The following is an 18,688-nucleotide window of genomic DNA, read 5'->3' on the forward strand; positions in this document are numbered from 1 at the left end:
ACGCGGCAAGCTGCGTATGTAGTGGATGCTATGACGAAGGCCCTAACAAAATACGCAGCCACATTCGTGGCTACCCTTTTTGGGTGCACAGCCGCGATGGCCTCAGATGCTGCAAGCGATGCGGCCTCTATTGACGTGCTCGGAGGGTGGCGTGAGGCTGACGGCACGCATATGGCGGCGCTGCGGATCACCCTGGCGGATGGATGGCACACATATTGGCGCAGTCCGGGCGACGCAGGTGTACCGCCTGCGTTTCATTGGGCCGGCACGCGCAACGTTGATACTGTGAAATTTCACTGGCCCGTCCCTGATGTGCATGTTCAAAACGGGATGCGCACTTTGGGCTACACTGATCAAGTGGTTATCCCGATTACTGTAAGTCCGAAAAACGATGGCAGCATGCGGATCAAGGGCAAGGCAGAAATCGGTGTGTGCAAAGACATCTGTATCCCCACAACACTGCGGTTTGATGGGCGGCTACCAGAGGTTGGCGCGCTTGATGGGCAGATCGCCGCCGCACTTGTTGAGCAACCCCTAAGCGCGCGTGAGGCGGGCGCCAAACGGCCCGTCTGTACCATCACGCCCGCAGACGACGGCGTTGTTTTGACGGCATCTGTTACATTGCCCAAACAAGGCCCCGGCGAAATAAGTGTGCTTGAGGTGGCCAACCCAAATGTGTGGGTATCGGAGGCCGAAACTATTCGGACTGGCAGCACAATTTCGGCGACTGCAACGCTGCTTGAGGCGAACGGCAAACCCTTCAGCATAGACCGAAGCGGCGTCATTATGACTGTTTTAGCCGGTGGTCAGGCTGTGGAAATCAAAGGCTGCACGGGCGGTTAAGCGCCGCTGATCTTTTTGCTTGGGCGCATAGTGAACATGATCGCCGTTGCCACAAATACCAGCACACCAGCACCCAAAACGATTCCCGCAAACCAACCGAGCGCGGCCAATGCGCTTGCCGCACTACCCCACGCTAAATTTCCAGTCGCCATGACCGAACCAAGTGTTGCCGCAAAGCCCAACGCAACCATCAGACCAAGCGTCAAAACTGGTAGCACAACACCGCGCGCACGCGCCCCAAAACGCCCCCGCGCACTGACGGCGCGTCTTGCTGCTTCTGACAAACGGCGCACGTCCATTTGCATCGCGATTAATGACGGCACGATCAACAGAACAAGTGCCATCCCAACGCCTAGACCGTAGACGAGTGTGATCACGGTTGGCTTCAAGAACTGTGCTTGGCTTGAAGTTTCGTAAAGCAGCGGCATCAGGCCCAACACGGTTGTCAACGTGGTCAACAATACGGGCCGTAAGCGGTCGCACACCCCGTCAATGATGGCGGGTCCAAGGCCGCGATCTTTGGCATAGTCATCGATGGTTGTGACAAGAACGATTGAATCGTTGATCACAATCCCGATCATCCCGATCAACCCAACAACTGTGAACATCGACAACGGAACCCCCCACTGCCAATGGCCATAGATTGTTCCGATCAAGCCAAACGGAATGATGGCCATAACAACAACGGGCCGCGTCCAGCTGCCAAAGACCCACGCCAGAGCCAAAAAGATGCCAAGCAGTGACAGCATCAACCCTAGGCGCGCATCGTTCAAAAACGTGTCTTCGTCCTCAGAGGCACCGGAAAACTCGTAAGACACGCGCAGGTCCGCTTCAATTTTGGGAAGGATTACTTCGCGAATAGTATCAAGAATTTCATTGGCGCGGGCAGCATCATCTTGGTTCAGCTCACCGGTAACCGACACCAATGCCACACCGTTTTCACGGTTTACGGTGCGGAAACCTGTGCGTCGTTCGACCTCAACGATATCAGCAAGCGGTACGTATTGCCCCTTAGCCGAGCGAACCAACATCTGGCTCAGAAAGTCTTGGGTCAAAGCTGCTTCGGGCAACTCCACACGGATCGTCGCACTGCGCGCACCAACCGGATAGGTAGCCGCCTCAATGCCGTTTAGACGAGCGCGCAGATCACGGCCAAGCCCGTCGATGGTAAAGCCCAAAGCCTGCCCTTTTGCCGTCAACTCAAGGATCAGCTCTTCTTTGTCGTAGGGCAGATCATCTTCCACAGCGCTTACTTCAGGGAACTGAACAAGCTGTTCTTTGAGGGCGTCGCTTGCGTCTTTCAGTGTCTGCGCATCAGCGCCATAAAACTGAACGTCAATCGCATCGCCACCACCCGGGCCGCTGCCCCAACTGCGAAAACTAATCGCCTCAAGCTGTGGGTGGCGCGCAACGCGGTCCTGCAAATCAGACACAAAATCGCGGCTTGAATAGCCAACCCGCAGATCGGCATCGATAAGCTCAATACTCACGCCACCTAATTGATCTTTCTCTTTTGTCTCAGAACCCGAAATGGCCCGCCCGGCATTTCCGCCAATTTCGCCCAAAACGTAATCAACAGGGTTTGCCCCGATACGGGCTTCAACTTCGGCACCCAACTCATCAATCGCCTGTTGCATCAACCGCATTTGCGCCAGCGTATCGGCCCGCACAGCGCTATCCACCATCGCGAAATTACCCGTGACCGATCCACGTTCAGGCGCGTTGAAGAAACGCCACTGCACATCGCCCTTGATGAACAATACAGAGGACAACGCCAGCATCACAAGTGCGCCTGCAAAAACTGGGTAACGTGCTTTGATCACACCCGCAATGAACGGGCGGAACAGGGTCTCGCGTAACCAATCAAACCCACGGTTCACAGTCCGGCTTGGCAAATCGTACCAACGCAATTTGTCCCCATGCGCCAACGCGCTCGCCATGTGGTGCGGCAAAATCAAGAAGCACTCAACCAAAGAAGCGATCAAAACAGCAATCACTGTAAAGGGAATATCGCTGATCAAATCACCAAATCGGCCGCCAATCGCCACAAGGCCAAAGAATGCGATGACAGTCGTCACAGTGGCGCTGAACACAGGAGACGCCATCCGGCGCGCTGCATTTTCGGCCGCAACGATCGGGGTTTCACCAAGTCGTCGCGCTCTGAAATCAGCGTGCTCACCCACAACGATCGCATCATCAACGACGATCCCAAGCGTAATGATAAGCGCGAAAAGGCTGATCATATTAATCGTCAAACCAGCCGCATACATGATGGCAATCGCCGAAAGCATGGCCACTGGAATGCCGGCAGCAACCCAAAACGCAGTACGGGCGTTCAGGAACAAAAATAGCAACAACACCACAAGGCCCAAGCCCGTCAGGCCATTTTCAATCAGGATATTAAGGCGGCCACTGATGGCCTCGGCGCGGGTGCGGATCAACTCAACGCTAACCCCCGCAGGTAGATTGAGCGACATCTCATCGGCCACGCTTTGGACCTGTTCTTGGATGTTAATCGCATCCCCTTGATCCGAGCGATCCACACGAATGGAAAGCGCAGGTGCATCGCTCACGAAGTAGGCACGCTCGCGGTCAATGCCCTCAACACGAACCTGCGCTACATCACCGATCGTTAGTGCAGTGCCCCCCACGTCGGAACGCAAAACAATCGCCGCAATCGCGCGCGCATCACGTTTAGCGACACCCGTTCGCACACGCGCCGTAGCGCCCACATCACCTGCAGGGTCAGCCGTGACCTCAGCATCAATGGCTTGGGCGATGTCGGCCATGGTCACGTCGAAACGGATCAAATCCGTTTGGTTCACCTCAACAACCGTGTTGGGAGCCGCAACACCGCGAATGGTGGCGCGCGTCACCCCTTTAGCAAAAAGGCGGTTCACGAATTCATCAGCCAACAGCCCAAGCTGCTCAACACCAATTGGTCCAGTGATTACAACATCCGTAACGCGGTCGCGCCACGTACCGCGCCGCACACGCGGATCATCAGCGTCTTCGGGCAACGTGCTAATCGCATCAACAACACCCTGCACATCATCCGCTGCACGCGACATGTCCCAGCCGGGCTCAAAATCCAATGTGACGGACGCACTACCTTCGCGAGAGATCGCGCGTGAACTTTGCACCCCCTCAACGCCCAACAACGCAGGCTCAACCACCTGCACGATTGCCGCATCGACGTCTTCGGCGCCGGCACCTTGCCAGCCGACCGAAACCGTAACGTTGTCGACAACAACATCAGGGAAAAACTGCGCACGCATTTTGGGCAGCGATGCCGCCCCCAACACAAGCATAACGACCAACAACAAATTAGCCGCTGTTTTATGCCGCGTAAAATAAGACAGGATCCCGCCTGTGGATGCACCAATATCGCGCATCAGCTGCCCATCCGTGCTTCAATACGCTCAACCACGCGGGCAGGAACCACGTCCTGATTGAGTTGGGCCAAAACTCTGTCTTTTGCGGCCTTGGGCATGCGTGTATTGGCATTGATAAATGCAATAAGCTTGGCGCGCCGTTCCGGCGTCAGCGCAACAGTTTGCGGCTCTTCCACAACCGCATCGGCGCGCAGCGGGCGGACTTTGATACCCGCACCCAGAACCGGAGAGCGCGCAGTAACGACCTCGCGGCCTTCCATATTACGTGCGCGGACCAATACGAAATCGCCCTGACGGCGAAGCACCTGAGCCTGCACTACTTCCAAGCGCTCATCCTCACCCAGCACAAGCAACTCACCATTGGCATTCACCGCCGCAGCGGGCAGGCTGACAACCCAGTTCAACGCGGGCTCTGCGATACTAACGCTGACGAAATCACCCGGGCGCATCCCCCTTGGGTCATTGAGGCGGGCAAATACCAATCGGCCCGTTTGCCCCTCACCAACGCTTGCACCTTCGCGGGCAATCACGCCGCTGCTTTTCATATCAGTGCCCAAAACATCAAGCGTGACGGTGACCGGCGCTTGTGTCAAAGCGCCAGCATCATCCAAAAGCCGTGCATATTGGGTCGTGGACAGCCGAAAGGCCACCTCCAGTTGTGCAGGATCAACAAGCTGCGCAAGCGCTGCCCCCTGTGCGGCACGCGTACCTTCCACCACAGCCACGTCCGCCAAGGTGCCATCAAATTTTGCGCGGATCTGCGTGTCTGCCAGACGACGCTCTGCCTCCATGCGCGAAATATCCAGTCGCTCAATTTGCGCATCGGCACGGTCCACACGTGCCTGCGCCTGCTGCACTGCTTGTCTGCGGGTCAAAATAGCTTGATCAGCCGCAGCTACAGCTAATTCAGCGGCCTCAACAGCAGCATCTGTGCCGACACCACGATCCTTTAGGTCCTGCTGCCGTACCAGCGCGCGGCTGCGCAAATCGCGCTGTGCAGTCAGGCCAGCCAGATCATCTTTTGCCAAGACCAAAGCCGCTGTTGCCTCGCGTTGTTCGGCAAGCGCATCAGACACGTCCGCTTTAACACGCGCCAACGCAGTTTGCGCTTCAAACGGGTCGATGCGTACCAACAACTCACCCTCAGAAACACGACCGCCTTCCGTAAAGTTAGGTGAAACTTCAATAACGGGACCTGCGACGGCGGCGCGCAAATCAAGGGTGCGGCGGCTTTCGATCTGACCAAACACAGTCATTTCTGGCACAACTGTAGTCGGCTCAAAGGGAACAACATTTACTGTAAATGTCCGCTCGCGTGCTGGTCTGGCAAACGGTGTTTGTGCCGCTTTTTCGCGCACAGCGCTCACCACCGAGTAGCCAGCAAAGCTTATCAAGCCCGCCGTCAACGCCAACATCACCACGCCCATGAGGCTACGCATCAAGAATCGCATCGCATTATCCTAATTGTCTACGAGTTGACTTAGGCCCTTTTGGCGCTTTACCAAATCTTTAACGAACCAGAGCCGCGTTTCCGTCGGTCATCTGCACAAAAACTTCACTTCCGGCGTTTGTGTTCATCAAGGCGCGGCATGATTTCTACAAAATTACACGGCCGGTGGCGGTAATCGAGTTGTTTGACCAAAATCTCGTCCCACGCGTCTTTGCACGCGCCGGTGCTGCCCGGAAGTGCGAACAAATACGTCCCGTTCGCAACGCCGCCGGTCGCCCGGGATTGCACCGCGCTGGTGCCGATCTTTGCGATGCTCACGTGGGTGAAAACTGTGCCGAACGCATCGATCTCTTTTTCATAGACGTCCCTGTGTGCCTCAACGGTGACATCCCGCCCAGTCAAGCCCGTGCCCCCCGTTGATATTATCACGTCAACGGCCTCATCATCACACCAAGCGCGCAGGATATTCGCGATCTCCGTCCGATCATCTTTCACGATGCTACGTGCGGCCAATTGGTGACCTGCCGCTTCAAGACGCGCGACAAGCGTATCGCCGGAGCGGTCATCGTCAGACGTGCGCGTATCACTGACCGTGAGCACGGCAATGCGCACCGCTATGAATTCGCGCGTTTCATCAATTCGGCTGGCTGAACTCATGGGCCATTTCCCTTCAGGCGTGCGCGCACATCAAGCAGGTCAGCCCACGCCTCGCGCTTTACGGCGGGATTGCGAAGCAAATATGCTGGATGGAACATCGGCATCACCGGCAATCCTGCTGCCTCGGCCCATGTGCCGCGCAGACGGGTCACGCCTTTGCGATCAAGCAGGGCCTGACAACTGATGTTGCCCATCGCGATCAAAGCTTTTGGAGCCGCCAGCGCGATATGACGCATAAGGAAGGGCTGCATCATCGCAATCTCAAGTGACTTTGGATCACGGTTAGACGGAGGCCGCCACGGGATAACGTTTGTGATGTAGACGTCTTTTGTGCGCGAAACGTCAATCGCGCCCAACATCCGGTCAAGCATGGCACCAGCAGCACCAATGAAAGGCTTGCCTGCAATGTCCTCTTCGCGGCCCGGTGCTTCGCCCACAACCATCAACGGTGCGCCCACAATGCCGTCACTGAACACCAAATTCTGCGCGCCTTTTTTCAAATCACAATGCTCAAAGCCCGCCATTGCGGCTTTCAACTCATCCAGATTAGACGCGGCCTGTGCGGCTTTTTGCGCCTCGGCGGCGACGTCTAATTTCGGGGTAATGACAGGTGCTGCGGGCTCAACCACTTTCGCAGCTACTTTGGGCGCTTCGGCAGGCACGTCATAGCGGTTGATCGGCGCGTCGCTGATGCATTCATCAGCACCCAACTCCACCTGCCACTCCAGCGCGGCAAGGCCGCTGTGCCAATCCAATGATTCCATGCGGCTAAACTTATGCGCAGCCCCTGAGATGGTAAACACCTTGCCGCGCTTTGGATGGGCTCATATAAGGCTCTGAACATCATGTTGAGGGGACTTAAGACATGGGATGGCGCGCCAAACATCTGCTTGGAATCGAACAACTCGCCCCTGATGAGATTACGACCCTTCTTGATCTGGCGGACCAATATGTTGCGCTGAACCGCCAGCCTCACAAGCATTCCGATGTGTTGGCGGGTCTGACGCAGATCAACATGTTCTTTGAGAATTCGACACGGACACAAGCCAGCTTTGAGTTGGCAGGCAAACGTCTCGGCGCGGATGTGATGAACATGGCGATGCAGGCCAGCTCGATCAAAAAGGGTGAAACCCTGATTGATACGGCGATGACCCTGAACGCAATGCATCCCGATTTGCTAGTGGTGCGCCACCCTCATTCGGGCGCGGTTGATCTGTTGTCGCAAAAAGTAAATTGCGCAGTTCTAAACGCGGGCGATGGACGCCATGAACACCCCACGCAGGCGCTTTTGGATGCCTTGACCATTCGGCGGCGCAAGGGGCGGCTTCATCGTCTCAACATCGCGATTTGTGGCGATATCGCTCACAGCCGCGTTGCGCGCTCAAACATTATGTTGTTGGGCAAGATGGAAAACCGCATTCGCCTGATTGCACCGCCCACGTTGATGCCCGCAGAGATTGACCACTTCGGCGTCGAGGTGTTCGACAACATGGAAGAAGGCCTTAAAGACGTTGATGTTGTGATGATGCTGCGCCTTCAGCGCGAGCGGATGGACGGTGGTTTTATCCCGTCGGAACGTGAGTATTATCACCGCTATGGTCTGGATCAGGCAAAACTAGACAACGCGGCAAGCGACGCAATTGTCATGCACCCGGGCCCAATGAACCGAGGTGTTGAGATCGACGGTGAACTTGCCGATGACATCAACCGTTCGGTCATCCAGGAGCAAGTCGAAATGGGCGTCGCTGTGCGGATGGCCGCGATGGAATTACTTGTCCAAGCCAGCCGCGAAACAGCCCAAGGGGTTGCAACATGAGCTGGCTAAAACACGTTGACGCCGACGAAGCCGGCATCGTGCGGCTTTATGAGGTCGCTCTCCCTGCGCCTGAAGCGAAAGCCCTAACGGCATATGACGTGCAGCAGGCCCTTAACGCACCTGAACTAGATACAGACTTTGTCGAAATCTTTAGCGTCAATGACCTCGAAGACATCGGCCTGCGCGGCTACATGGAAACCGGCCTTGGCATCGCATCGCGTGATATCGACCCCTACGCGGAACGGATTGTGGATGTAGACGGCTATGTCGTCGTGGTGCTGTCCAAGGCATTCGCAGGGCAGATGACATCACTCGCCCACAAACACCCGCTGCGACCAATTGGTGCCTTCAAAGAAGCAGGCGCGCAAACGCCCACCATCACCTTAGAAAGCGATGCGGCCGTCACCCCGCCAGAGGTGGAGGACACCAGCCTCGAGGGTAAGCCGAAAAAGAAGAAAAGTGACGCGGCGATGAGCGGCATGATCGCCACCTATGCGTTACTGACGATGTTCGCCCTTGTTGGCCTTATGATCTGGATCGCAGGATAAAAGACGAAATGACCACGACCTATATCAACGCCCGCCTGATCAACCCCACAACGCGCACCGATGCTCTCGGCAGTCTCACGGTAGCCAACGGACAGATCACAGCGATCGATGGGCCACAGGTTGGGACTATTGTCGATCTGAACGGGGCGTGCCTTGCACCAGGTATCGTAGATATTGGCGTGAAAATTTGTGAGCCAGGAGAGCGCCACAAAGAGAGTTATGCTTCTGCGGGGGCTGCGGCAGCCGCAGGTGGGGTCACCACAATTGTAACGCGCCCAGACACAGACCCCGCCATTGATACACCCGAAGTGTTAGAGTTCATCGCAAAGCGCGCAGAAAAAGACAGCCCTGTCAAAGTGCACCCGATGGCAGCCCTAACAAAGGGACGCGCGGGCAGCGAAATGGTTGAGATCGGTTTTCTGCAAGACGCAGGTGCAGTAGCGTTCACAGATTGTGATCACGTCATCACCAACACCAAAGTCTATCAACGCGCATTGACCTACGCGCGATCACTTGGGGCACTAGTAATAGGCCACGTGCAAGAGCCAACCCTCAGCAAAAGCGCCTGTGCGACAAGCGGCAAATTCGCCTCGTTGCGGGGGCTGCCAGCCGTGTCACCTATGGCCGAGCGTATGGGCCTTGATCGTGATATCGCGCTGGTCGAAATGACCGGTGCGAAATACCACGCCGATCAGATTACCACAGCCCGTGCGATCCCACCGCTAAAACGCGCCAAGGCGAATGGTCTGGATGTGACGGCAGGTGTCAGCATCCATCACTTAACGCTGAACGAACTGGACGTGGCCAACTACCGCACGTTCTTTAAGATCAAGCCTCCTCTGCGTTGCGAAGATGACCGCATTGCGATGATTGAGGCGCTTGCGGATGGAACTATCGACATCATCCATTCCATGCACACCCCCCAAGATGAGGAAAGCAAGCGCCTGCCATTTGAGGAAGCCGCAAGCGGTGCAGTTGCTCTTGAGACCCTGTTTCCTGCAGCGCTTAGAGTCGTTAATTCTGGGATGATCGATCTACCGACGCTCTGGGCTGCCCTATCGCTAAACCCCGCAAACCGGTTAAGCCTTGCGCAAGGCCGCCTTGAGGTTGGTGCCCCTGCCGATCTGGTGGTGTTTGATCCCAGCGCACCGTTTATTATGGATCGCTTCAAACTGAAATCGAAATCCAAGAACACGCCGTTCGACGGACAACGCATGGAAGGTCGGATCATCGCAACACTTGTTGACGGTGAGCTGGTCCACGGCACCCTATGACAATTATCACCCTCATTTTTGCCGCACTTGCAGGCTATCTCTTTGGCGCAATTCCGTTTGGCATTGTGATGGCCAAAGTGTTCGGGCTGGGTGATTTACGGGCAATCGGGTCCGGCAACATTGGTGCGACGAATGTTTTGCGCACCGGAAACAAACTTGCTGCCTTTCTGACCCTGATCCTTGATGCAGGCAAAGCGGGCATTGCTGTCTTACTTGCCGGTGCTCTTTTCGGAGAACTCGCAGGGCTGGTGGCGGGGCTGGCCGCATTTGTCGGTCATTGCTATCCAGTATGGCTGGGCTTCAAAGGCGGTAAAGGCGTCGCCACTTTCTTTGGCCTAATTTTCGCCGCTTGCTGGCCTGTTGGAGTGGCCGCTGGCGCTACTTGGCTCGTCGTTGCCGCACTCAGCAGATATTCGTCTCTGTCTGCACTGATCGCCAGCGTGCTTGCGCCGGTCTATGCGGCAGCACTTGGTGGGACACTCATGGTGCCCTTCCTGATCATCTTGGCTCTACTTATCGTTTGGCGGCACACCGAAAACATTCAACGCCTGTTGAAAGGCACCGAAGGTAAAATCGGTAGCAAGTAATCAGTAGCTGTATTCGCCGTAGATGCGAGACAGATCACCACCCCAGTCACCGTTATAGTGCGCAAGCAATTCATCCGCTGGCGTCATGCCTGTTTCCAGCGTCTCATGCAGTGCGTTCAGGAAATGCGTCTCGTCAGGGACCATGCCACCTGCGCCCGCTTTGCCGCGCGCCTTCAGGCCAGCTTCGGCAATGGCAACCAGCTCACGCGCCAGATCAGCCATAACGATACCGTCAACCTTAGCCTGCAACCCGTCTACCGATGCGGCGACCCGAAGCGCTTCACGTTGTTCAGCGCTCCAACCTTTGCAAAGATCCCACGCCGCATCCAGCGCGTTTTGATCGTAACAAATACCAACCCAAAACGCAGGAAGCGCGCAAAGTCTGCGCCATGGGCCACCATCCGCTCCGCGCATTTCCAAGAACTGCTTGATCCGCGCCTCTGGGAAAATTGTTGTGAGGTGGTCGGCCCAGTCAGACAGCGTCGGCTTTTCACCAGGGAGCGCAGGCAGCTGCCCCTTAAGAAAATCACGGAACGACATTCCCAAGGCGTCCACGTACTTTCCGTCGCGGTAGACAAAATACATCGGCACATCGAGCGCATATTGCACCCAAGCCTCAAACCCGAACCCTTGCTCAAACACAAACGGAAGCGTGCCTGTGCGCGCATCATCCAGATTGCGCCAAATACGGCTTCGCCAAGATTTATGACCGTTTGGCTTACCCTCAAAGAACGGTGAATTTGCGAAAAGAGCCGTGGCAACAGGTTGAAGGGCCAAGGCGACGCGCAGCTTTTGCACCATGTCCGCCTCTGAACCAAAGTCGAGGTTTACCTGAACAGTGCAGGTCCGGTACATCATTTGTTTGCCGTGCGTCCCAACGCGGTCCATGTAATCCGTCATCAGCTTATAGCGGCCTTTGGGCATGACGGGCATTTGCGCGCCGCTCCATTCAGGGGCTGCACCGAGGCCAATAAATTTTACGCCAATTTCATCTGCAATCGCGCGCACTTCCGCGAGGTGCGTGTTCACTTCATCACAAGTTTGGTGAATATTTTCCAGCGGCGCACCAGACAACTCAAGCTGGCCACCCGGTTCAAGGCTGACGTTTGCACCGTCTTTTTCAAGGCCAATGATGTTGCCCGCCTCAACAACCGGAGACCACCCAAAGCGTCCTTGAAGCCCTTCTAGGACTACCTTGATCGACCGCTCACCCTCATAGGGCAAAGGCAGATGGCTGTCCTGGCAATATCCAAATTTCTCGTGCTCGGTCCCAATGCGCCAAGCATCCTTCGGCTTGCAGCCTTTCTCCAAAAGCGCCGCAAGATCATCGTGGTGTTCGATTGGGCCGCCGCCGCTTTGTGGAATAGACATACGCGAAGTCTCCGCTGGAGTGGATCAATGTATAGTGTGCGTGGCCTCGCCAGACGCGCTTGTCAATGGGCGTTACTGCACAGCCGTGTGCGCACGAGCATCTTTGGACTGCCAGATCAAAACCATCGGCACATCCTCGGCTATAGCGCGGCGCGCCGCATCAAGATCAACCCCGTCGAGGGACGCAAGCGCATCATATAAAGTCTCTGCTTTCGCGGCACTGTTGGGCACGGTCAATGACGGCGCGGCGCGCGCATCGAATTGCCAATACAAAACGCCGCGGTGCTTGTGGATCATAACGCGGATCAACTCATTGATAGAAACGACGCCGCCCCCATCGGGTCCAAAATATGCGATCTGCCTTTCGGTGACCTCGACAACGCCTGCGCCACCACGCCCAAACGGAAAACGCGCACGCTGCACGCCCTGCACAGCCACCGCAGCACCAACAATCATCAGAAGGCCGCCCGCCCAAGGCGTTAAACCGAAAGAAGTCACCGCTACGTAAAGCCCAAACAACACAAGACCTAAGCCCACGAGCACTTCACGCCATTTCACCAGAACAGCTACAACCTCGGGGCGGATAAAATTCATGTCCAATCCCCTTTGCTTTGCTGCCACAGCGTCAGCGCCGCAACAGCAGCCGTATCTGCGCGCAACACCCGAGGCCCAAGCGATAAAGTCTGCACGAAAGGTAGCCCAAGCAAGCGGGTTCGTTCTTGGGGTGAAAAGCCCCCCTCCGGCCCGATCAAGATAGCAGCGGGTGCAGAAGCAAGACTTGATAGGCCAGCCGTTGCGCGCCCTACCAGTGTTTCATCACAAAAGATCAGCTGTCGCGCCGGATCCCATGCGTCCAGAACCGCGCTTAACTTTTGCAAAGGGGCTACGGTGGGCACATACGTTCCGCCGCATTGCTCGGCCGCTTCAACAGCATGCGCTTGCAACCGGTCTTGGCGAATCCGCTCTGCGTTGGTGAACTGGGTTTGAACGGGCAGAATTTGTGCGGCGCCCATCTCGGCTGCTTTTTCGACGATGAAATCCGTGCGCGCCTTTTTGATCGGGGCAAACATCAGCCAAAGGTCAGGCGGCACGCTTTGTTCTTGGGTCTGCGCCACGCAGGTCAAAACGCCACCACGCTTGGCGGCTTGCGTGATTTCTGCATCCCATTCACCGTTCACACCGTCAAAAACAGAAATCACCTGCCCCACGGCCAATCGCATCACACCAAATAAATAGTGCGCTTGTGATTGTTCCAAAGGAACCGTTTGATCCTGCCCCAACGGGTGATCTACATATAAACGAACTTTCGCCATGGAGCGTACACTATGACCGACACCCCCCAAGGCCAAGTGGCAGATGCCGTAAAAGATAATTGGGTCGACAGATTTGCACCGCGCGCGACACGCCCGTTTTTGCGGCTGGCCCGTGCGGACCGCCCGATCGGAACGTGGCTGTTGCTGTTGCCGTGCTGGTGGGGGTTGGCCTTGGCGATATTGTCTACGGGTAGCGCGTCACTGGCTGACCTGTGGATTGCGGCGGGATGCAGTGCGGGTGCGTGGTTGATGCGCGGCGCAGGTTGCACATGGAATGACATCACAGACCGTCATATCGACGCCTCCGTTGCGCGCACACGGTCACGGCCACTTCCGTCAGGACAGGTGACAGTGAAGGCCGCGCTGATCTGGCTGGTCGTCCAGTGCCTTGTTGCTTTTGCCATTTTGCTCAGTTTCAACACCGCAGCGATTATATTAGGCATAGCGGCCCTGCTGCCCGTGGCGATCTACCCCTTCGCCAAACGGTTCACTTGGTGGCCGCAGGTATTCTTGGGACTTGCCTTCAACTGGGGCGCCCTGCTGGCTTGGACGGCACACACAGGCAGCTTGGGCTGGCCCGCGGTTCTACTTTATGTCGGCGGGATTTTTTGGACGCTGTTCTACGACACAATCTATGCCCACCAAGACGCCGAAGACGACGCGTTGATCGGCGTGAAGTCAACCGCACGATTGTTCGGAGACAATAGCCCCAAATGGCTACGTGCCTTTTTGGTGTTAACCGTCGTCATTATTGGCGCAGCCTCCATGATGGTCACCGTACCATCCGGTAACGTTTTGGCCGTAGTTGTGGCGTTGGGCGGCGCATGGGCGCTTGGCTGGCATCTGGCCTGGCAACTTACGCGCTTTATACCAGATGACAGTGACCGCTTGATCATGCTGTTTCGCTCAAACCGGAACGCAGGCTTGCTCCCTGTGCTGTTTTTTGCCGTTGCTGCTTTGCTCTGATTGCGCCTGCTGACGGGGCATCGTAAAGGTTGGCATTCTCTAATACGGAACATGACGCACAATGGCTGTGAACGCCCTGATTTCTACGATTGGCGCCCTTACTTTGGGTGCTGCAGGGGCAGTCCTTGCCTCGAATGCTGTGGTCCGATTGGTGGAAGACCGCTCTGCGCTTGCGGTTGATCAAGTGTTTTTGGAAGAAAGCGTACCTTGGGCCAGTATCGAAACAGATGGGCTCAGCGTGATCTTATCAGGCGAAGCCCCCGATGAGGCCGCACGTTTCAGAGCGCTTTCAGTTGCCAGCACAGCAGTGGATGCATCGCGGCTGATTGATAATTTTGTGATTGCGCAAGTTGATCAGACCCGCGCGCCAGATTTTTCTATTGAACTACTCAAGAATGACGGTGGCCTATCGTTGATCGGGTTGATCCCCGCTGAAGTTGACCGTGATGATTTAGTCCGTGACATTGCGCGCACCGCACGCGGCGCAGAAGTCTCAGACCTGCTAGAGGTTGCTGACTATCCCGTGCCCAACGGCTGGGAAGACGCCACGCGCTTTGGCTTGGCGGCGATGCAGAACCTTGATCGCTCAAAGGTGTCGATCACCGCAGAGCGTGTCACGATTATCGCTGCAACCGACAGCCAAGAAGAAAAAGCCCGCGTTGAGGAAATTCTGGAGGGGGAGTTGCCCGCAGGGCTTGAACTGAACCTCAGCATAACCGCACCGCGCCCCGTCATTTCGCCTTATACCCTGCGTTTCATTATTGACGCGCAAGGCACCGCGCAATTTGACGCCTGCGCTGCAGGAACCGAACAAGTGCGCGGACAATTGGTTGGTGCAGCCCGTAGTGCAGGGCTAACTGGTGATGTAGATTGCGTCTTGGGCCTTGGCATGCCGAGCCCGCGTTGGGGCCGTGCTGGTGCATCGGCAATCGCGGCAGTGTCCGAGATGGGCGGCGGCGGCATCACGATCTCCGACACAGACGTCACGCTCGAAAGCCCTGCCGGTTTTGATGAAGAAAAGTTCAACTCAATTGCATCTGATCTAGAAAACGAGCTGCCCGAAGTGTTCGCGCTTCAAGCCATCTACGTGCCGGACCCCACCGCAAACGACGCCGCTGAGCAGCTAGAATTTCTGGCAACACTGTCGCCTGAAGGCCAAGTGCAACTGCGCGGAGCGGTTAGCAGCGAGTTCCTGAAATCATCTGTGGAAAGCCTCGCGCTTGCAAAGTTTGGTGCCGACCGCGTTTACAACGCAACCAAGGTTGAAGCAGGTCTGCCCGATGGCTGGCCCTTGCGCGTTCTTACCGCAGTTGAAGCCTTGTCAGAGGTGAACAACGGCGCCGTGATTGTTCAGGGGGACGTTATCCAAGTACGCGGCAACACTGGTGATACGCGCAGCCGGTCCATCATCAGCCGCATTCTGGCCGATAAGCTTGATGGCGAAGGCACTTTCAAGATCGACGTGGACTATAAAGAAGAACTGGACCCGATCGCGTCTATCCCCACCCCCGAAGAATGCGTCGCGCAAATTGATACGATCCTTGCGCAAACCAAAATTACGTTCGAGCCTGGTTCCAGCACAGTTGATGACGCGGGCCGCACCACGATTGATCGAATTGCCGATGTGCTAAAGGCCTGTGTGAATGTTTCGGTTGAAATTGCAGGGCACACCGATAGCCAAGGTAGTGAAGAGTTGAATGCGCGCATCTCGCAAAGCCGCGCCGATGCTGTGCGCACCTCTCTTGTGACCCGCCGCATTCCGCCGGAAAGATTGACAGCGGTTGGCTATGGCGAAGCAACACCGATTGCTGATAATGGCACCGAAGAAGGCCGTGAAGCAAACCGCCGCATTGAATTCACCCTTTCAGCAAACACCACCGATGAGGCCGAAGCGACTGAAGCTGAGCCCGCAACCGACGAAACAGGACAAGAGTAATGAACAGAACTGAGTTTATCGTGGCAATTGCAGCCATCCTGTTTGTTGCATTCATTCTGGGATGGTTCGCCCATTGGTTGATCAGCCGTTTCACCCGCGTGTCACAATCTGACGTAGGCGAGCTGGATAAGCTTGCGCAGTCTTTGCATGAAGCCGAAGAAACCCGCGACCAAGCAATTGCATATTTGCAGCAGCGCGAAGCCGAAATGAGCAACCAGATGGCCCAAACCGAAGCTGAACTGCGGGCCGCGATGGATGGTTTGCGCGATGCACGGCACGAGGCTGAAGAATTGCGCGCCTATATCGAACGCGCCAACAAAGCCAAGTAGCGCCCTACCAGCGTTTCAGCGCCTCTTCGTCTTTTACGGTACTCTCTACCCAATTCTCACCAGCGGCCGTTGTTTCTTTTTTCCAAAACGGCGCGCGAGACTTCAGATAATCCATCAAAAACGTAGCAGCTTCAAAGGCTGCATCCCTATGACGACTGGCCGTGGCCACCATCATAATCGGCTCATCAGGCTGCAGCAATCCAAAGCGGTGGATCACAAGGACATTGCTTAATTGCCAGCGCGCCTTCGCCTCAGCTGCAATTTCGCGCAACGCTCTTTCGGTCATCGCCGGATAATGCTCGATCAGCATTTGCTCAAGCCCGCCCGCCACATCGCGGACCAAACCCGTGAATGTGACAACAGCGCCTGCGCCATTCGGATCAAAACCATTCAGCTCAGCACCCGCATCAAAACGTTCCTGCTGCACACGAATGTCCATCGCCCTTAGCCGCCCGTCATGGGGGGGAAGAAAGCAACCTCGCGCACATCTTTCAGCGACGCGTCAAAATCAGACAACTCTTGATCAACCGCAACACGCAGAGCACTGATATCTGCGAACGCCGCCTCATAACGGGCTTCACGTGCGCGCAACTCATCAACCAACTCAGCTACTGTTGCAGCATCCGTCGTGATCTGCTCGTGAGGCAGCCCAATACGTTCACGAACCCATGCGAAATAAACAACATTCATTGTGGATCTCTCAGAAATGGTAGCGATTTACGGAAATAATCCCAGCCTGTGATCAACGTCAACAACGCCGCAACCCAAAGAAGGACCAAACCTACGGACCAGCTCAGGTGCCAGCCCATTTCTTTCCAGCGCAGCCCAACAACATCTTCAATGTTCCCCGCCAAAATACCGTCAACCATCTCAGACGTCATGCCCACAGTCTGTTCAATGAAGTAATGTTCAAACGCACCCTTCGAAAACAGAACAGCAATAGCCAGCATCTGCGCGGTCGTTTTCCATTTCGCGAGCTTGGTAACCGCCAGGGTTTTGGCGTCATCGCCCAAGAACTCACGCAGGCCACTTACGAACACTTCACGGAATATGATGACGCTTGCAGGTAAGAGCAGCCACGGGTCCATCCCAGAAAAGCCAACAATAATGAGAAGCGCAATCACCACCATCGCTTTGTCGGCAATCGGATCAAGCATCGCACCAAAGCGGCTCGTTTGGTTCCACAGCCGCGCGAGGTAGCCATCAAAAAAATCTGTCAGCGCGGCAAGGCCAAACAAAACCAGCGCAAACCAATCCGCCCAAGGCCGATTGAAATACAAGAACATTATAACGACGCCAAAGGCCGCAAAAAGGCGCAAGACGGTCAGGATATTTGGCAAAGTCCATTTCATATCTTTGATCTAGCCTAGGATTCTCCGCGCCGCCACAGGTTCTTTTGCGACATATCAAACAATTCCCGTCTGAATTATTACAAACCCATCCATCGCGCTGAAACATATCGCAGCGGTGTAACATTTCTTGTGAGCGCCGTTTTCATAGGCATAACGCCCGCAGGGTCTGCGCACACAAGAGGCGATCACGGTAGCGTGATGTTCGTTTCCGCACAGATCACCTGCTCGTGACAGGCCTATCATAACCCCAAAACAACCCTCATATACAACTCATCCGAGACAGGCACTGACGCCTCACTCGACACTCACAGGGCAATATAGCCCAAACAAACCAACGCCTTAGACAAGGCACCGAAAGGAATTATTAGGAAACTCGCAACTGTATTCACAGCTATCGCAATCGCCGCTTCCGCAACTGCAGCAGCTGCTGACCAACTCGCCAAATCCGCAGGCGTCAGCGCCGGTGTTTACGCAGACACAACATTGGTTAACATCATTAACGCCCGCCAAAACCAAGACGTGGCACAGCTGAACTTCTTCTTGGGCCAAACTCTCGATAGCGCCCGTGTCTCAAGCCGCGGCACATCGATTGATTTCGCATCGCTGATCGAAAATGCAGAGCAGGACAACGACACAGCACAAGTCGCATCGCTGAAATCACTCGAAAACGGTGACAACGCGCAGGGCGGCGTGGACTACGCGTTCTTGATCGAAAATGCAGAGCAAGACAACGACACAGCGCGCGTCGCATCACTGAAGTCACTCGCTAACTTCTAAGCCCCGCGCAACCTCTAGGATACCTCCCGGTCCCCAAGAAGGGCGTCTCGCGAAAGCGGGGCGCTCTTTTTTGG

Annotated in this window: 19 protein-coding genes; 9 read left to right on the forward strand and 10 right to left on the reverse strand. The window is 55.8% G+C overall.

Annotated features, from left to right (window positions below):
- Nucleotides 1-66: 66 nt before the first annotated feature.
- On the forward strand, nt 67-843 hold the full coding sequence (locus tag NeNHUV3_RS06435) for a protein-disulfide reductase DsbD domain-containing protein (RefSeq protein WP_391480456.1): 777 nt from the start codon (nt 67-69) through the stop codon (nt 841-843).
- Here the strand turns inward: NeNHUV3_RS06435 and NeNHUV3_RS06440 are convergent.
- The 4 genes from NeNHUV3_RS06440 to NeNHUV3_RS06455 all read right to left on the reverse strand — a co-directional run bounded on the left by NeNHUV3_RS06440 (nt 840) and on the right by NeNHUV3_RS06455 (nt 7,109).
- Nucleotides 840-4,238, reverse strand: coding sequence for an efflux RND transporter permease subunit (locus tag NeNHUV3_RS06440; protein WP_391480458.1), 3,399 nt, complete (start codon nt 4,236-4,238; stop codon nt 840-842). The two genes, NeNHUV3_RS06435 and NeNHUV3_RS06440, sit on opposite strands and share 4 nt — an antisense overlap.
- On the reverse strand, nt 4,238-5,689 hold the full coding sequence (locus NeNHUV3_RS06445; RefSeq protein WP_391480460.1) for an efflux RND transporter periplasmic adaptor subunit: 1,452 nt from the start codon (nt 5,687-5,689) through the stop codon (nt 4,238-4,240). Before NeNHUV3_RS06445 ends, NeNHUV3_RS06440 begins: the two co-directional genes overlap by 1 nt.
- Nucleotides 5,690-5,793: 104 nt before the next feature.
- Nucleotides 5,794-6,345, reverse strand: a complete 552-nt coding sequence (gene moaB, locus NeNHUV3_RS06450; protein ID WP_391480461.1) for a molybdenum cofactor biosynthesis protein B — start codon at nt 6,343-6,345, stop codon at nt 5,794-5,796.
- Nucleotides 6,342-7,109: a uracil-DNA glycosylase family protein gene (locus tag NeNHUV3_RS06455; protein WP_391480462.1), complete on the reverse strand. Its 768-nt coding sequence runs from the start codon at nt 7,107-7,109 to the stop codon at nt 6,342-6,344. Before NeNHUV3_RS06455 ends, moaB begins: the two co-directional genes overlap by 4 nt.
- 101 nt (nt 7,110-7,210) lie before the next feature.
- Between NeNHUV3_RS06455 and NeNHUV3_RS06460 the strand changes: the two genes are divergently transcribed.
- The 4 genes from NeNHUV3_RS06460 to plsY are packed head-to-tail and all read left to right on the forward strand — an operon-like array spanning nt 7,211 to nt 10,570.
- Nucleotides 7,211-8,161: an aspartate carbamoyltransferase catalytic subunit gene (locus NeNHUV3_RS06460; protein WP_048598827.1), complete on the forward strand. Its 951-nt coding sequence runs from the start codon at nt 7,211-7,213 to the stop codon at nt 8,159-8,161.
- Nucleotides 8,158-8,709, forward strand: coding sequence for a hypothetical protein (locus NeNHUV3_RS06465; RefSeq protein WP_391480464.1), 552 nt, complete (start codon nt 8,158-8,160; stop codon nt 8,707-8,709). The genes NeNHUV3_RS06460 and NeNHUV3_RS06465 overlap by 4 nt, the downstream gene beginning before the upstream one ends.
- Before the next feature lie 8 nt (nt 8,710-8,717).
- Complete coding sequence (pyrC, locus tag NeNHUV3_RS06470) at nt 8,718-9,983, forward strand: dihydroorotase (RefSeq protein ID WP_391480465.1); 1,266 nt, start codon at nt 8,718-8,720, stop codon at nt 9,981-9,983.
- Nucleotides 9,980-10,570 carry a glycerol-3-phosphate 1-O-acyltransferase PlsY gene (gene plsY, locus NeNHUV3_RS06475; protein ID WP_391480466.1) on the forward strand — a complete coding sequence of 197 codons (591 nt, stop codon included), beginning with the start codon at nt 9,980-9,982 and terminating at the stop codon, nt 10,568-10,570. The genes pyrC and plsY overlap by 4 nt, the downstream gene beginning before the upstream one ends.
- Here plsY and NeNHUV3_RS06480 read toward each other — a convergent pair whose 3' ends face one another.
- The 3 genes from NeNHUV3_RS06480 to NeNHUV3_RS06490 form a co-directional block, all read right to left on the reverse strand.
- Complete coding sequence (locus NeNHUV3_RS06480) at nt 10,571-11,941, reverse strand: glutamate--cysteine ligase (RefSeq protein ID WP_391480468.1); 1,371 nt, start codon at nt 11,939-11,941, stop codon at nt 10,571-10,573.
- 72 nt (nt 11,942-12,013) lie between these two features.
- Nucleotides 12,014-12,535 (reverse strand): hypothetical protein, encoded by a 522-nt coding sequence (locus NeNHUV3_RS06485; RefSeq protein ID WP_391480469.1) that lies wholly within the window; start codon nt 12,533-12,535, stop codon nt 12,014-12,016.
- Complete coding sequence (locus tag NeNHUV3_RS06490; protein WP_391480471.1) at nt 12,532-13,254, reverse strand: 16S rRNA (uracil(1498)-N(3))-methyltransferase; 723 nt, start codon at nt 13,252-13,254, stop codon at nt 12,532-12,534. The genes NeNHUV3_RS06485 and NeNHUV3_RS06490 overlap by 4 nt, the downstream gene beginning before the upstream one ends.
- A gap of 12 nt (nt 13,255-13,266) precedes the next feature.
- On the opposite strand from NeNHUV3_RS06490, the gene ubiA reads away from it, so the two are divergent.
- The 3 genes from ubiA to NeNHUV3_RS06505 all read left to right on the forward strand — a co-directional run bounded on the left by ubiA (nt 13,267) and on the right by NeNHUV3_RS06505 (nt 16,485).
- A complete protein-coding gene (gene ubiA / locus NeNHUV3_RS06495) occupies nt 13,267-14,220 on the forward strand; it encodes a 4-hydroxybenzoate octaprenyltransferase (RefSeq protein WP_391480473.1) in 954 nt (317 codons plus the stop codon).
- Between the two features lie 61 nt (nt 14,221-14,281).
- A complete protein-coding gene (locus NeNHUV3_RS06500) occupies nt 14,282-16,156 on the forward strand; it encodes an OmpA family protein (RefSeq protein ID WP_391480474.1) in 1,875 nt (624 codons plus the stop codon).
- On the forward strand, nt 16,156-16,485 hold the full coding sequence (locus NeNHUV3_RS06505) for a hypothetical protein (RefSeq protein ID WP_048598819.1): 330 nt from the start codon (nt 16,156-16,158) through the stop codon (nt 16,483-16,485). The genes NeNHUV3_RS06500 and NeNHUV3_RS06505 overlap by 1 nt, the downstream gene beginning before the upstream one ends.
- A gap of 4 nt (nt 16,486-16,489) precedes the next feature.
- Here NeNHUV3_RS06505 and NeNHUV3_RS06510 read toward each other — a convergent pair whose 3' ends face one another.
- Genes NeNHUV3_RS06510 through pgsA form a run of 3 tightly spaced genes read right to left on the reverse strand, consistent with a single transcriptional unit; the run spans nt 16,490 to nt 17,837 of the window.
- Complete coding sequence (locus NeNHUV3_RS06510; protein WP_391480476.1) at nt 16,490-16,924, reverse strand: molybdenum cofactor biosynthesis protein MoaE; 435 nt, start codon at nt 16,922-16,924, stop codon at nt 16,490-16,492.
- Between the two features lie 5 nt (nt 16,925-16,929).
- Complete coding sequence (gene moaD / locus NeNHUV3_RS06515) at nt 16,930-17,175, reverse strand: molybdopterin converting factor subunit 1 (protein ID WP_048598817.1); 246 nt, start codon at nt 17,173-17,175, stop codon at nt 16,930-16,932.
- On the reverse strand, nt 17,172-17,837 hold the full coding sequence (gene pgsA / locus NeNHUV3_RS06520; RefSeq protein ID WP_391480478.1) for a CDP-diacylglycerol--glycerol-3-phosphate 3-phosphatidyltransferase: 666 nt from the start codon (nt 17,835-17,837) through the stop codon (nt 17,172-17,174). Before pgsA ends, moaD begins: the two co-directional genes overlap by 4 nt.
- Nucleotides 17,838-18,320: 483 nt before the next feature.
- Between pgsA and NeNHUV3_RS06525 the strand changes: the two genes are divergently transcribed.
- Nucleotides 18,321-18,614, forward strand: a complete 294-nt coding sequence (locus tag NeNHUV3_RS06525) for a hypothetical protein (protein WP_391480479.1) — start codon at nt 18,321-18,323, stop codon at nt 18,612-18,614.
- Nucleotides 18,615-18,688: the final 74 nt, after the last annotated feature.

Origin of the sequence: Nereida sp. NH-UV-3 (assembly GCF_042939535.1) — a bacterium.
Lineage (GTDB): Bacteria > Pseudomonadota > Alphaproteobacteria > Rhodobacterales > Rhodobacteraceae > Nereida > Nereida ignava.

What these genes read in the sequence shown, in the direction of transcription:
- NeNHUV3_RS06440 (WP_391480458.1), bottom strand. Translation starts at nt 4,238, where the DNA reads ATGCGCGATATTGGTGCATCCACAGGCGGGATCCTGTCTTATTTTACG.
- NeNHUV3_RS06445 (WP_391480460.1), bottom strand. Translation starts at nt 5,689, where the DNA reads ATGCGATTCTTGATGCGTAGCCTCATGGGCGTGGTGATGTTGGCGTTG.
- moaB (WP_391480461.1), bottom strand. Translation starts at nt 6,345, where the DNA reads ATGAGTTCAGCCAGCCGAATTGATGAAACGCGCGAATTCATAGCGGTG.
- NeNHUV3_RS06455 (WP_391480462.1), bottom strand. Translation starts at nt 7,109, where the DNA reads ATGGAATCATTGGATTGGCACAGCGGCCTTGCCGCGCTGGAGTGGCAG.
- NeNHUV3_RS06460 (WP_048598827.1), top strand. Translation starts at nt 7,211, where the DNA reads ATGGGATGGCGCGCCAAACATCTGCTTGGAATCGAACAACTCGCCCCT.
- NeNHUV3_RS06465 (WP_391480464.1), top strand. Translation starts at nt 8,158, where the DNA reads ATGAGCTGGCTAAAACACGTTGACGCCGACGAAGCCGGCATCGTGCGG.
- pyrC (WP_391480465.1), top strand. Translation starts at nt 8,718, where the DNA reads ATGACCACGACCTATATCAACGCCCGCCTGATCAACCCCACAACGCGC.
- plsY (WP_391480466.1), top strand. Translation starts at nt 9,980, where the DNA reads ATGACAATTATCACCCTCATTTTTGCCGCACTTGCAGGCTATCTCTTT.
- NeNHUV3_RS06480 (WP_391480468.1), bottom strand. Translation starts at nt 11,941, where the DNA reads ATGTCTATTCCACAAAGCGGCGGCGGCCCAATCGAACACCACGATGAT.
- NeNHUV3_RS06485 (WP_391480469.1), bottom strand. Translation starts at nt 12,535, where the DNA reads ATGAATTTTATCCGCCCCGAGGTTGTAGCTGTTCTGGTGAAATGGCGT.
- NeNHUV3_RS06490 (WP_391480471.1), bottom strand. Translation starts at nt 13,254, where the DNA reads ATGGCGAAAGTTCGTTTATATGTAGATCACCCGTTGGGGCAGGATCAA.
- ubiA (WP_391480473.1), top strand. Translation starts at nt 13,267, where the DNA reads ATGACCGACACCCCCCAAGGCCAAGTGGCAGATGCCGTAAAAGATAAT.
- NeNHUV3_RS06500 (WP_391480474.1), top strand. Translation starts at nt 14,282, where the DNA reads ATGGCTGTGAACGCCCTGATTTCTACGATTGGCGCCCTTACTTTGGGT.
- NeNHUV3_RS06505 (WP_048598819.1), top strand. Translation starts at nt 16,156, where the DNA reads ATGAACAGAACTGAGTTTATCGTGGCAATTGCAGCCATCCTGTTTGTT.
- NeNHUV3_RS06510 (WP_391480476.1), bottom strand. Translation starts at nt 16,924, where the DNA reads ATGGACATTCGTGTGCAGCAGGAACGTTTTGATGCGGGTGCTGAGCTG.
- moaD (WP_048598817.1), bottom strand. Translation starts at nt 17,175, where the DNA reads ATGAATGTTGTTTATTTCGCATGGGTTCGTGAACGTATTGGGCTGCCT.
- pgsA (WP_391480478.1), bottom strand. Translation starts at nt 17,837, where the DNA reads ATGAAATGGACTTTGCCAAATATCCTGACCGTCTTGCGCCTTTTTGCG.